The organism is Ruegeria sp. AK11 (genome assembly GCF_056541095.1).
In genome coordinates this window covers 1-12278 of the sequence record NZ_JBQFXU010000001.1, presented here as the reverse complement: position 1 = coordinate 12278, position 12278 = coordinate 1, and the positions used below count along the sequence as shown (strand labels likewise).

Here is a 12278-nt window from a genome sequence, read left to right as displayed (position 1 = left end):
CGCCTCTCACTCACGGCGGAGTAGCTCAGTTGGTTAGAGCAGCGGAATCATAATCCGCGTGTCGGGGGTTCAAGTCCCTCCTCCGCTACCACCATCTCATTGCAAGATACTTAAAATAAATAGTTTTGCCCTGGTGCGCCTCTAGATACCAAACATTTCACCCAACATTTAAAATTTGATGCAACTGGAAGCGCGCGCAACTAGCCATCTGCTGCATTTGGACTTACCGGCCCCATCCCCAAACGAAAATGGCGGTGAAGCAGTTGATCCCGCATTAAACTCGAAACGATGCTGGATTCGTTTGCGCTGAAAAGATGCCTCAATAATGCCTTTTCCAAACTCTTCATCGCTATGCAATAGTTAACACATTGTTAACGGAGAATGTTTGTGAAGCACCTTATTTTACTCTGCCTGTCTGCTCTTGTCCTTTCATCCGCAGTTGCATTTGCTCAGAATCAACCCAATGAACCGAGCAAAGTGCCAATTGCCACTGAATCCTTTTGGAACCTCTTGACCAGCAAACAAGACGCGAAGGTATACAACGCCGCGTGCTGCAAGGTGTGCCGAAAGGGCAAAGCTTGCGGGAATAGTTGTATCAATCGGAGCTACACCTGTCACAAAGGTGTTGGCTGTGCCTGCAACGGGTAGAATTACCCTTGCGCAACCACCAACGGCGGCTCCTTAGGAAACGACCGAATATCAAACCACTTGAAGCAAGTGCCATCCGAATTTCGTTTGTCACCCATGTACAGCTGCGAGCCCGCAGTCCTATGCCGGATCAGCGCTGCCCTGAAGGCCCTCAAGTCAATCAGCCACCAATTCACGATAGTCCGTCCGTCAGGCCCCGCATGGCCATAGAACATCCAATCCCCGTACCCATTCACAATCTTGGATAGTTCGGTTTCAGCCCCGGTGGGTAACTTGGCGCGGATCGTGAACTGGTGCGGGTATTTGGCGGCGTATCCGTGTCGCCTGACCCTTGCTGCTATCCGCATGTCCTTTGCGTCCAGCATCAGCAAGTCCGTGGCTTGGAAGTGGTCCAGCGGATCGGGCGCGGCCTGTAGGATGTGACCGCCAATAATGCTCTTAATCTCTGGCAGGAACTGGTCGGACCAGGGCCGGTTGACGCTGTAACAACTCATATCAAGTTCCGAAAAGAAAAAGGGCGCAGAAAATGCCGCGCCCAGCTTAAATGAAATTCAGGCAGCCTTGTCCGGTACTGACTTCTGCGTTCCCGACGCGCCTTGATCCGTGCCTTTTCCCAGCTGGTCCTTTTGAGATTGAACCACGCTCCCCTCTACCTCGTGCAATTCGAGAACCGCATTGGCCTTGTCCCGCAGAGCGGCTGCGACAGACTGCACCGAAAGGCCTTCGGGGCAATTTGTCTTGTCGTATTCTGCCAGAAGGTCAGTCAGTGCAATTGACAAACCGGCAATCGTTTGCATCTCGTATTCGGTTGCTTCGTAAGCGTCTCGGAATTGATTAGTCATACCGTCGCCTCCGGAAGGTTTACGCTGTCCAACATGCTGGCCAAATGGTTGGCCATGTCACCGGATACCTTCAACAGCGCTGTAACGCCGCTGGGGTAAGTGCCTTCGTTGTCGATGACTGCTGCCGACTCGATCAGGCTTGAGATATCGGTAGCCATGTCTTGGCAGTCCTGAAGGTATTTGAACAAATCTGCTCCATTCGCGCTGGCGCGTTGTTCTTCCATTGCTAAGTCCTCCGATTGTGATAATGTTCTAAAAAGTAACACAAGGAATGTTCTAAATTGGAACAAGGGCAAAAATTCATTTCGGGGCAAATTCGAGCAGCAAGAGGCCTTTTGGATATTTCACAGGCAATACTGGCAAAGACTGCAGGCGTTTCATCAATGACTGTCAAACGTGCCGAGGGGTCCGGCTCTCCTTTCCCAGCAGACAAAGCGATAATGGCTATCCAGGAGGCGTTGGTATCAAAGGGCATTCAGTTTCTGGACGAAGGTGAATCCGCCAAGGGGCCGGGTGTGGTTTTGGTCAAGAACGACGGGCAATGATGATGAGACCTGCATTCTTCGCAATCGCATTGTTATCACTAAAGGCCGGGTTAGTGTTTCCGGGGACCGTTTTCGCGCAGAGCTTTTCTTGCAGCTTTGGTCAACCTGCATGTTTGGACTATGGAGACAAAGTCTGCAGTTCGCAGGGAAAGTGCGTTGATGAATATGCAGTTTGCTTTGACCAATATGCCTGCAATTATGAGGGGTATACCTGCAAGTCTAACCTAACCAGCCTTGCTGCTGAATATGACGATTTGGTTTATGAGTATAACAATCTTGTGGATAAGCATAACTTGCTTCGCGATGACGCTATGGAACTAAGTGAAAACTACAATCGCCTATTTTCAGAATACGAAAGTGCGGTTTCAGAGAGGGACGATATTGTGTCGTGCGTCGAATCCTCCGCCTCGGTATCAGAAGCTTTATACTGCTTTTAATTCAGCGTCGGCGGATAATGACTTAAGATATTCCACCCGCCCGGTGCGAACCGAGAACCCGTGTTCTTCGGCAGCGGACCGTCGCGCCTACTGACTAAGCAAGCTCGATGATGGCTCCGCCAAGCTTCTTTCCCTCTGCTTTGCCGCCGTGCGAATGGTGAAGTCGAATGACCTCAAATCGCCGCTCTGAGTTTGTCTGAACATAGACGCTCTCAATCAGACCGCGCCTGAAAGATTTCTCTATCTCGTGAAGAGCTTCACCAACGTTATCAAATCCGCCGAGTTCGCGGTAAATATTGCCTGACTGCCGAGTAAGTGCAGCGACGACTGGCCCGTTAGGAAGATTGCAAACCTCACGCATCTGATTGACGTAGATTGTGTCCAGCCTTTCAGGGTCTTGAAGGCGCTGTTCTTTAACCATCATGACCACGACAACGACAATTGCGAAGCCGATTAGCAGAAGAATTTCGGTCACTCCCATCTGCACTCCTTTGGGTAACTGGTGAGCTACATCTGACGGCAAAGCTTAATGGCTGCAACAAGTCGTAATAGACAGGAATTTCGGTGATGTGTGAACAGCGTCACTGACTCTTTCACCAGACCCGACAATGGTGGGGGCATTGACGAGTTTGCGCTCATGTTGAGTTTAGAGCGCGAGATTTTTCATTTTCTCCCTGTGGACTGGGCGCGCTTGTACCGGGCGCATCTTTTCATAAGTGAACGACTTCGGAACCGTCGGTTACTCGACAACCACATCAACTTTCTCGATTTGGTAGCTAGGACGCCACCACATATCGCCTCCGCCCTCTACAGCAAGCGGGTACATCTGTGCATCAAAACACACTCTATCTGGTGTTTCTTCGATTATTCTGACGTATGTTCGGTCATCAATGTTTCCAAGCCGATCAAGAATGTTCGCACTTGCGGAACCTGAAACCACGGACCATCCAGTCGGAGGATAGTCACATGTATCGTTCACTGATGATGCCTTTCCATCCCCTTGATTTGCCAAGCGCCAACGCCCACCAGAAACAGGGCCGTCAATGAACACAGTTTCGCGCTTTGTTGTAATGCTGACGGCCGGAACCCAAAACACTGTGGCGTCAGAGGATGTTCCACCGATATTGGCGACTATGCGGACGTCTTGGCCTGGTTCGCGCTTCACGATAGTCGTGTAGGACGCCCCTGTTGTAATTGAATCAGGCGGTGAGCTTGTGAATTCACCGTTGATAACCTGAATGTCAGTAGGCACCTCTGTAGGGCCCCCAGGTGAAGCATTCCAAGATATTTCGACCGTGATTTCCCGTTGTGTCGCATCGTAAGCGTAAACAACTGTTCCTGTGCGGTTAGCACCCCGTGTGCAAATGTCGAATGCGACAACGGAGTTGCGCGACAGCCTTTGGGTCGACATGCTATGCAGACTATTACTTGAGAACTGCCCGGCGAATGAGGACGTTATCGATTCCAACAGTCTCCTCTGTCCTTCGCCTGTCAAGCTGACAGGAACGCCCTTGATAGGGACAGTAATGCCAGCGGCCCAGTTATTCGATGAATCAAGGCTACGGCTATAGGCGCTCGTCAAAGCCAGATGGGTGGCATCACTTATGTTTACCTCGCCGTTGTCTTTTATCAGTGTTTCAAAACAATCAGGTTGAGCGAGGCTTGTTGCCGGCAAGCCAAGCAGAAGGGTGAAAATGAAAAATCTATTCATGAACCTTTCCTTAAATTTCTCAATAGTAGCACAAAACTTACGCTACGCACAGGATTTAAGCCGACAAGCCATACGTTAGACGCCGCTTCCGTGCCGCCATCTTGCGACAGCCTTCTCTGCAATACTTGGCATCGATCCGTTTCCACTCGGGCATAAGCTCACCACAGTAGGCGCAGTACCAGCCTTTGGAATAGTTCCGCGCCAATGCGTTGGCCCGCTGTGCAATCCGGTGCGGGTTTTGCCATGGGAAAGACGTGAATCCCATCCGCACGTAGGGCGGGTCCAGTTCTTCAATCCAGATTGTTGCGCTTTCACGGTCGGTCATTTGTCGTGTACCTTATCCGGGAACAGCCTTTGTTATTGTTGAGGAATCCGATTTAACTCGCTGCCTGCTCATGTGACCGCGCCAGTTCGATCAGACGATTGCGCTCTGCCCAATGTGCAACGTTTGCTTCTGATATGCGCCTCCGGCCCTCGGCTGTCTTTGCCCCGGTCGAAAGCCCGCCATGCAGTCGGCACCTGGTCTTGCCCTCAACAGGGGCTGACATACATACGCCATCCTTGGTCTTGGCTCCGCAGATTTTGGTTTCGCTAGTCATGTGGTGCCTCCTGTCTGGACTGCGGGTGCGCGAGGGCCTACCTTGGTGACATGCGTAGATTGATTATCGCCCTTGCCATTGTTCTCATTCTGCTTTGCGCCCCGATTACGGTCTTTGCCGTGGGCTGGGGATACATGCAGATTTACCATCAGTTCGGCTTCATCCCGTTTTTCATAGCCTGCATCAGCGGGACTGTGTGTGTGCTAGGGGCTGCTTGGCGCTCTGATAAAGCCCAAGAGCAGTAGTACCAGCCACCACACGGCCTATCAGCTGTGCCTGAGCGTCTTTGAGGGGCTGGCCGCTCAATGCGCTCCTGACGGCTTGGAGCGCGTCCTGTGCGTCCTTTCCCTTGATACCTGTCAGTGCCTTTGCGATTTCCGCGAACATGCCACGCTCTCGGGCTGACATCGAACGCGGATCAATTGCGGCGATGGATTGCGTTACTTCCCGTGCTGCATCCAGCGGGTTTGCATCGTCGCGCACTTTGTTTGTGAAGCATCCATGGTGCATTCCTTCAAGCCCACTTAAAGTGGTAACATATTACCCCAAAAATAGCAAGAACGAGACATGAACATTGTCCCCACCTGAGGTATTTTGGCATCCGCCGTGAACGGGTACTTCCCCCTGAAAACAACGCTGGCTTTCCATTGCGCTGGATAGGGGTGAAGAGTTTGCGCGGATTGCCTATATCGTCGGAATGAAGCGCTTACTTTTGCTTTTGACCCTTCTTGCGCCTAATGGGGGTTCAAGCAAACTCGTTCACCAATTGTTAACCAACACAATGCATTACCTGAACATGCTACAAGTTTGGAAAATAGAAGTGCCGAGGAATGGCAAATCAGCGAACAAGGCCCATGGATGGGCGTTGGCGCATACCGCTGACGAGGCAAGAGCGATTGCTGGTTTTCAAGAGGCAAAAGTCATTCGAAAACCGGGCCACCTATGGGTCGCAAGTAAACGGTTGGTTTGGGAAACGTCACGTACTGATGACCCGAGCAGTTTGGAAGCCGCCTCACAGGTTTCACAGTGAGACCAGAAAATAGACACAATTTCTAATCATTCCAACGGCGTTGTTCCTCAATAAGCAGCCCAAAATGTCGGTACTATCCTGCTGGAGCAGAGCCCGATCAGTGCCATAAGTAGTGGTCACAAGTCGAAACCACGACAGCAACGAAAGACCAAAGGCGTAGTTTCGACAATAGATGTCAAAAAGAAAAATAGGAAAAGTGAATGAAGAAATTATGCACCGCTGTTTGCGGGCTGTTGGTTGTGTCGGCCTGTGCGCAGCAACCCGCATCAATTGCTCCGGTGTCGATGGGTGATACTTACAGCAATGTATCGTGCGCAAAGGCAACTCAACTGTACAAGAACGAAGCAGCAAAGGTTCCAAGCCTTGTGTCTGCTCAAAAGCAGGCCGTAACAGGCGACGCATTGGGCGTTTTCTTGATTGGCGTTCCGATGTCCAGCCTGACAGGAGGGGATTTAGAGGGTGAAATCGCTGCAACGAAAGGCAAACTGGTTGCGCTGGCTGCAAGATTAGAGACTTGTGGCACATCTCCTGGGCAAGTGGCTTGGGGTTAACCCAAACTGACTGACTCTCTATTCAGGGTGAGCCGCACCGGAACTAGGTGCGGCTAATCCACTAATTGAGCGAAGCGCAAAATGTTCTTTGTCTCAAAAATTGCCCTGCATCCGACTACGCCCTTAGCATACGCCTGTCTTGGCAAAGATCCACCTCATGTTTTTTTTGGGAAGCCATGCGCCTCAAACTTCTAAGGGGCAATCTAAAAAACAAAACCTAATCGGTCCTGGCCTGCAAAATGCCGAAGTAAAGCCTCTGGAATGGTTGGTGAAACTTATAAAAGCCAGAGAGGGAAACTACAGAAACCTCCAAAATGAAGGCTCGTATCAGTAAGATTGAAATTGCGTCCGATTTGGAAACACAAACCACGTCAAGGAATCCAATTCTCCACGTCATAGCACATTTTGTGCTTCGTGGCTCGTTGATGCATACGGACAGTCTCCCAACGCAGGACAATTTACTATTCCTTAAGTGAATCGGTTCAATTTGGGCAAAATTGTGCGGATGGGGAGTAACGATATGGACAGAGAGTTCTTGGAGCGCGCCACTGAAATAGAACTAAGACTTGAGGCAGAAGGTTTGTTTCTCACCGCCGAAGCCATTCGGCATGTTGTGAATGCCTATGTTGTCGAACACACGAAGTACGACGACAACATGTGTGACCAAAATGCACGGCAAACCAAATCACAGTTAACTCCACTTTAACCAGTCTTCCTCGACTATATTCAAAACAAAATTCGAGGGTTTCATGACCACTAAACACTGGTTTGTTCAGGCGTTGGCTGAAATTGTTGAAGAGGCCAAAGACGAGGGATCTAAGAACACGTTATGTGGTTTGAGGACAGCTTTAGAAATTTTCTTAGAAGAGGCAAAACTGAATGCTGATGACAGAGAAGCGGTTCAGGAATTGATATTGGAAAACACAGACCTGGAGTTTCAACCCAATATGGTGGCTTTGACTAACTGAAGCACGTGATTTCTGTGTGGACTAAAAGGCTACGACGACGTTGGGGAGGTTTTGTCTCGAACCAAGTCTACGAGTATAAAAAACTTTATTCTGCCGCAAGTTGTGTGTTTTAGCTTCAAACTAAAACACTGACTAAGCCTCGTTTGAAGTTACGCCAGTAGACCTTGGGCACAACAGGACTCATGCGATTCTATCCAGAACGCCGCATTGTTCTCCGCGAGCGAGCGGCACATAAAGCCAATTATCAATCAAAATCTTTCGCACTTGCTCAATAATATCCAAGACGACAGCCGCTATATTTACCCATCTTTGGTTTACCAGGGAGAACTTCTCATCAATAGGCGGCTCAGAAAGGACATGTACCAAGTGTGAGAGTAAGTCTTCAATCTGTACGTCATCCATGAAATCAAATGTTTCCGTAGTATCCATAAAAATCGCGACCTCTTCGGCTACGAAAGTTGAGATGGTTCTCAACGCGTAAACGTCGCTCGGCCTAACAGTCATCTCGATTAAGACACCCATAGCAATTAGGTCGAAGAAATTTGGTGCGGGAACAATTCTTCCAAAACCAACACTCAGTTGGATTCCGAAGTGCGGTTGCAGGATCTTCCAGGCATGCTCGACTTGAAGAACTGATTTGGCCAACGCCAAAGTCACGTCCTGAATCGCAAGAGGGGTTGTCGTTGGGCAAAACACTTATTGATACCACCTAGAGTTGCATTTTGATATTCTCGAGGGAATCATAATGGCGCATTAACGCGAGAAATATTTTTGTTGAGCGCTGTCATAACTTCACCTGTGGATAAGCCCGCCAAGTTTGTTGAGTTAGACAGTCATTAACTCCTACCTGCTAGGGATTCGGTTGACGTTTTCGGTTTCAAACCAAAGGGGGCGAGTTAGTGAAAACCTTTTTACTTTTTTTAGGTACAATTCTAATTGCTGCGCCAGTTTCCGCGGACTTGACGAAATCGAGCTTCTTTACAAATGACTTTTTCGGAGACGGTCGGGACCGCTGGCGCTCAGCGAGTTATACTGTGTTTTTGGGCTTCGAAGGTGAGAAAACAGGAGGTATCGCCCACGACTTTCGTTTTCGCGCCGAAATAATCTCTCCGTGGGGTTCAAAGAAACAGCCGACAAATGATGACAGGCCTTATGTAGGGATGTTGGGCTTTGGGCTTTTTGTAAACGAGAACTTTGGGAAAATTCAATACAACGCTGGTGCTGAAATCCTACTAACGGGAGACCAGACGAAAATCGCTGATTTCCAACAGGGCTTCCACGATTTGACTGGAATCGCAGGATATCTACCCAAAGACATGCCTCACAACCATGTTGGTGACAGTGTGACAGGAATGGTATCTGCGGAAGTTGCAAGAGGCTTTTCTTTGACCGAAGGGTTCTACGTAAGACCATTTGTCGGAGCGCAGGTTGGTTACGAAACTTTCGGACGGATTGGTCTGGACATCCTGGTGGATGGATACGCTGACGCCCAAAGGTACGTTCGCGACCCAGTATCCGGGTTTTTACAGCCATCATCGCCGGAGCGAGCCTCAAAGATGAATGATATGTCCTTCTTAATTGGTGCCGACTACACGTATGCCACACATAGCGACTTTTTCCCCAACTGGTCTGACGTTGAAATGACCAATTCCCGTTTGAGAGTTCGAGCGGGTGTTCAGGTTCGGATCCGAAAAGCCTCAACGTTTTTTGGAATTACCTACTTGAGCAAAGAATTCGAATCTCAGGTTGAAAGCCAAACGATTGGAGTCCTGTCACTCGAATTTCCATTCTGAGATTGGCCTTTAAGGAAGTGTTAGGCTGCATTTCTTATTCTTTCCGTCACACAATACCAAGGGTCTCCCATTGCATCATGAATGAGTGACGGGCCCGGAGACTTTAGAAACAGGAAAAAGGTTATGAAGGAACTGTCGAAGAACTGCCAGCAATCAAAATGGATGACAATGCCACGAATGAAGCTTTTCGTACACGCTGGCATAGTGATGCTAGGTGTCAGCGTAGGATGTACGGCATTCGCCAGCGACAAATCCGGTAGACAATCTTCAAAGATGTTTCCGCCGGAAAACTGCATAGGTAAAATCGATTGGTCAAAAGTTGGAATGGCTGACGGACGACTCGGAATAGAGCCCGGCTACTTCAACTACTATGTGCAGCGTTGCGCTCGTTGGTCGAGGAAACCTGACAAGGAGGCATATTTTCAGGCCTACCAGCAGGGGATTCTGTCCTACTGCACACCTGAGAACATCTACCAATTGGCTCGTAGCGGCGCTGTTGCGATTGACTCATGCAAGAATACGGCTGCGATCCGCAAAGCCGTTCAAGATGGATTCGCGAACCTTCTCAATCAGTGAAGGAACGAGACGGTTTTGGTCCTACTTTCGTTTACGGTGATTGAACTAATCTAACTAGTTATCGAAGTAACAGAGCGCATTCCTCGGACTAGCCCAGCCCTAGCGGCTGGGTTTTTTTTCAATTTTTAGGGTGTAGATTTTATTAAAAGAGCTATCTTTTGAGTATGATACGGCTGATATTTGCATTGATTTTTCTCGCCAGCTCGGCAAGTGCCGCTAGCCTGCATGTCCGTGACGCCGACACGATTGTTGTCGATGGAACTCCGGTTCGACTGAATGGCGTCGATGCCCCCGAGCTCGGCACACGTTCCGGTCAGGACGCCAGGCGCTGGATGGTGAACTATCTGCGTGGCAAGACCATTTCATGCGATTTGAACGGAGAACGCACGTATGACCGCTGGGTCGGAGTGTGCTATGCTGACGGTCAGGACATTGGCGCAGCTATTATTGCAGCTGGCCATGCCCTGGACTGCGCCCGGTACTCAGGCGGGCGCTACAGCCACCTAGAAGTAACTTCGGCTCGGTCCAGATTGAGGAGGGCAAGTTACTGCAAATAAGGGACAAAGATAGATGCTGTTTGATATCCAAATTGAAGGTGCTCCAGACACCGCTAAATCGCGGTATTACCTGATTGAGTTCAGTAAGCAGTTAGAAACTTTCATGAGCGGCTTAGTTTTCGGTGACTTGTTGCCCAACTTTTTCGGAGGCATCCTTAACGATGACGCCAGGTACTTGCAGCCAGCTTTCAACGAACTAAGAGAAGAAATCCATGCCTTTAGGGACCTAAAGATGGGGATAGAAGAAATCAGCGATGACCTCCTAATCAAGCACGGGCTCAGTGGTCAAAACCTTACCTTCAAAATCAATACACTTTCATCTTCGTCACAGCAGATTGTGCAAGCGTCTGAGCGCGAGGACCTCTCTGGCCTTCTCATGCGCCCAGTGCGGAAAGTCCTCAAGTATCTTTTGAAACTGATAAACTCAATTTTGGGTTCGTTACAGTCCGCGATTGCGGCATCAAACCCTGTGTTGGGTGGCGCGGTCCACGCAGTAAAAGAGCTGAAAGACTACATTGAAGCCAAGGTTGACCTTGTCGGCGACCTTAGTCAGTAGGCAGTTTAGCCAACGCTGTTCACGGTCAAGCGCAAGGAGGCGTATCTGAGGCCTCACCATGGGCGAATCTGTTTGGTTGTTAGTGTCTTTATGGGGGCGGTTTGAAATCTATTACAGTGCAAAGTAGCGGCCCCGATTTTTGGCTCATCGCCGGAATACTTCTGGGCGTCATCCTACTTTATTTGGCTTTGCGCTTGATGCTTCGCGTATTCAGGGCAAACAAAGGGAAAGTTGAGTGCCGTTGGAAGAGAGACGCCGCACAGGACAAGGAAACTCTGCGCGCGTGGAATTGTCGGGCATGCGGTGTTACGGCATATACTGGAATCGCACGGAAACCCAAAGGCTGTCGCAAGTCCTCAAAACCTCAGAGCTTATAATCAGAATGGCACGGACATGAATTTCGAAGAACCGAAGCTGGTGATGTCAGGCAAGTGCAAGTCTGTGCTTGTAGATGGGTATCGGTTTGAAATCGAAATCTACCGCTTGGACAACCAGGACAAATGGACTTTGGAAGTCGTGGACCATGAAGACGCCAGCTATGTCTGGGACGACAAGTTCGACTCGGACCAAGAAGCCCTGGATACAGCAATTGATATCCTGAACAACGAAGGCGCGTTGGGCTTCATGGGGAAAGAACAGAAACCTTAGGGTAATCTTAAGGTAGTCAGTCCCGGTTGTTCTGGCCGCGATACGCCGCCCAACGACGCCTCTGAGCTTCGGCAATCTGCTTACGACCAGCCTCAGTTTGCGGCCCGGTAGATTTGCCCCCGTGAAACCGGCAACGGCGCTTTCCCGGCTCTGACAGGGCGCGACAGGGGTGGCCTTTCCGGGTTTTTGCACCACACGGCACCCGGCGGGTTGCTTTCCGCCGTTCCTCCTCTTCTCTGGCGCGTTGCAATTCGGCTTCTACCCTACGGTCGATTGCTTCTTGCTGGTGGTCGCGGAACCAGCTCCAATCAGCCCGCAACAGCTTAGTCAAACCCAGGGCCTCACAGATATCAGCACAAGCACACCTGCGGCTAAGGCGTGTTTTGTTCTCCCAGTAACTCACTGTATGCCGACCACAGCCCACCAGCCTCCCCAACTCGGTTTGATTGAGACCACGGGCCTTGCGGGCCGCTCTGATATCTTTGCCGGTCAACATCTGCCTGAATCCTTCTTTTTTAGGCCTCGCAAAACACGGCAGAAAATAACCCACATCGCGCGCGCACATTGAGACCGGAAGAAAATCTGCAAAACCTCATGACCGCCTCAAATTTCCGGCAGGCCAGTAAGAGCCGTATGCACGCGCGCGCGTATTGGTCATTTTACTGCCCGCTAACACCCCATTACGTGCGCGCACGAATTGACCCCGGAAATATCTACATTCTGTCATGTCCGCCATCAGCACCCATGGAACAGACTAGGTTGATTGCGTAGCGGAGGATTTCAGGCTCATCGTAACCATCAGAGAGTGGAGATGAGA

19 protein-coding genes and 1 tRNA gene are annotated in these 12278 nt (G+C 50.0%); 10 read left to right on the top strand and 10 right to left on the bottom strand.

Annotated elements, in window-relative coordinates:
- Positions 1-14 precede the first annotated feature (14 nt).
- Positions 15-91: transfer RNA gene (locus ACR0D9_RS00100), tRNA-Met, on the top strand.
- 559 nt (positions 92-650) lie between these two features.
- Here ACR0D9_RS00100 and ACR0D9_RS00095 read toward each other — a convergent pair.
- The 3 genes from ACR0D9_RS00095 to ACR0D9_RS00085 are packed head-to-tail and all read right to left on the bottom strand — an operon-like array spanning position 651 to position 1714.
- A complete protein-coding gene (locus tag ACR0D9_RS00095) occupies positions 651-1142 on the bottom strand; it encodes a hypothetical protein (protein WP_480537364.1) in 492 nt (163 codons plus the stop codon).
- A 57-nt stretch (positions 1143-1199) separates the two neighbouring features.
- Positions 1200-1490 (bottom strand): hypothetical protein, encoded by a 291-nt coding sequence (locus ACR0D9_RS00090; protein ID WP_480537363.1) that lies wholly within the window; start codon positions 1488-1490, stop codon positions 1200-1202.
- Positions 1487-1714: a hypothetical protein gene (locus ACR0D9_RS00085; RefSeq protein ID WP_480537362.1), complete on the bottom strand. Its 228-nt coding sequence runs from the start codon at positions 1712-1714 to the stop codon at positions 1487-1489. Before ACR0D9_RS00085 ends, ACR0D9_RS00090 begins: the two co-directional genes overlap by 4 nt.
- Positions 1715-1873: 159 nt before the next feature.
- On the opposite strand from ACR0D9_RS00085, the gene ACR0D9_RS00080 reads away from it, so the two are divergent.
- Complete coding sequence (locus tag ACR0D9_RS00080) at positions 1874-2035, top strand: hypothetical protein (RefSeq protein ID WP_480537361.1); 162 nt, start codon at positions 1874-1876, stop codon at positions 2033-2035.
- Between the two features lie 531 nt (positions 2036-2566).
- Here ACR0D9_RS00080 and ACR0D9_RS00075 read toward each other — a convergent pair.
- The 5 genes from ACR0D9_RS00075 to ACR0D9_RS00055 all read right to left on the bottom strand — a co-directional run bounded on the left by ACR0D9_RS00075 (position 2567) and on the right by ACR0D9_RS00055 (position 5265).
- Positions 2567-2953: a hypothetical protein gene (locus tag ACR0D9_RS00075; RefSeq protein ID WP_480537360.1), complete on the bottom strand. Its 387-nt coding sequence runs from the start codon at positions 2951-2953 to the stop codon at positions 2567-2569.
- Between the two features lie 258 nt (positions 2954-3211).
- Positions 3212-4183 carry a hypothetical protein gene (locus tag ACR0D9_RS00070; RefSeq protein WP_480537359.1) on the bottom strand — a complete coding sequence of 324 codons (972 nt, stop codon included), beginning with the start codon at positions 4181-4183 and terminating at the stop codon, positions 3212-3214.
- 55 nt (positions 4184-4238) lie between these two features.
- The gene (locus ACR0D9_RS00065) at positions 4239-4508 is read right to left on the bottom strand and encodes a hypothetical protein (RefSeq protein WP_480537358.1); all 270 of its coding nucleotides are present in this window, start codon (positions 4506-4508) and stop codon (positions 4239-4241) included.
- A 52-nt stretch (positions 4509-4560) separates the two neighbouring features.
- Complete coding sequence (locus tag ACR0D9_RS00060) at positions 4561-4782, bottom strand: HGGxSTG domain-containing protein (protein WP_480537357.1); 222 nt, start codon at positions 4780-4782, stop codon at positions 4561-4563.
- Between the two features lie 183 nt (positions 4783-4965).
- The gene (locus tag ACR0D9_RS00055; RefSeq protein ID WP_480537356.1) at positions 4966-5265 is read right to left on the bottom strand and encodes a hypothetical protein; all 300 of its coding nucleotides are present in this window, start codon (positions 5263-5265) and stop codon (positions 4966-4968) included.
- 747 nt (positions 5266-6012) lie between these two features.
- On the opposite strand from ACR0D9_RS00055, the gene ACR0D9_RS00050 reads away from it, so the two are divergent.
- The 3 genes from ACR0D9_RS00050 to ACR0D9_RS00040 all read left to right on the top strand — a co-directional run bounded on the left by ACR0D9_RS00050 (position 6013) and on the right by ACR0D9_RS00040 (position 7331).
- A complete protein-coding gene (locus tag ACR0D9_RS00050; protein WP_480537355.1) occupies positions 6013-6363 on the top strand; it encodes a hypothetical protein in 351 nt (116 codons plus the stop codon).
- Positions 6364-6883: 520 nt separating this feature from the next.
- Positions 6884-7069, top strand: coding sequence for a hypothetical protein (locus tag ACR0D9_RS00045; protein ID WP_480537354.1), 186 nt, complete (start codon positions 6884-6886; stop codon positions 7067-7069).
- Between the two features lie 43 nt (positions 7070-7112).
- Positions 7113-7331, top strand: coding sequence for a hypothetical protein (locus tag ACR0D9_RS00040; RefSeq protein WP_480537353.1), 219 nt, complete (start codon positions 7113-7115; stop codon positions 7329-7331).
- A gap of 180 nt (positions 7332-7511) precedes the next feature.
- Here ACR0D9_RS00040 and ACR0D9_RS00035 read toward each other — a convergent pair whose 3' ends face one another.
- On the bottom strand, positions 7512-7982 hold the full coding sequence (locus ACR0D9_RS00035) for a hypothetical protein (protein ID WP_480537352.1): 471 nt from the start codon (positions 7980-7982) through the stop codon (positions 7512-7514).
- Between the two features lie 248 nt (positions 7983-8230).
- Between ACR0D9_RS00035 and ACR0D9_RS00030 the strand changes: the two genes are divergently transcribed.
- The 5 genes from ACR0D9_RS00030 to ACR0D9_RS00010 all read left to right on the top strand — a co-directional run bounded on the left by ACR0D9_RS00030 (position 8231) and on the right by ACR0D9_RS00010 (position 11461).
- Positions 8231-9124, top strand: coding sequence for a lipid A-modifier LpxR family protein (locus ACR0D9_RS00030; protein ID WP_480537351.1), 894 nt, complete (start codon positions 8231-8233; stop codon positions 9122-9124).
- A 123-nt stretch (positions 9125-9247) separates the two neighbouring features.
- Positions 9248-9700 carry a DUF2799 domain-containing protein gene (locus ACR0D9_RS00025; RefSeq protein ID WP_480537350.1) on the top strand — a complete coding sequence of 151 codons (453 nt, stop codon included), beginning with the start codon at positions 9248-9250 and terminating at the stop codon, positions 9698-9700.
- A gap of 164 nt (positions 9701-9864) precedes the next feature.
- Positions 9865-10257: a thermonuclease family protein gene (locus ACR0D9_RS00020; protein ID WP_480537349.1), complete on the top strand. Its 393-nt coding sequence runs from the start codon at positions 9865-9867 to the stop codon at positions 10255-10257.
- 13 nt (positions 10258-10270) lie between these two features.
- Positions 10271-10813: a hypothetical protein gene (locus tag ACR0D9_RS00015; RefSeq protein WP_480537348.1), complete on the top strand. Its 543-nt coding sequence runs from the start codon at positions 10271-10273 to the stop codon at positions 10811-10813.
- Positions 10814-11206: 393 nt separating this feature from the next.
- Entirely contained in the window at positions 11207-11461 is a 255-nt protein-coding gene (locus tag ACR0D9_RS00010; protein ID WP_480537347.1) for a hypothetical protein, read from the top strand.
- Positions 11462-11477: 16 nt separating this feature from the next.
- Here the strand turns inward: ACR0D9_RS00010 and ACR0D9_RS00005 are convergent, their stop codons facing one another.
- Positions 11478-11957 (bottom strand): HGGxSTG domain-containing protein, encoded by a 480-nt coding sequence (locus ACR0D9_RS00005; protein ID WP_480537346.1) that lies wholly within the window; start codon positions 11955-11957, stop codon positions 11478-11480.
- Positions 11958-12278: the final 321 nt, after the last annotated feature.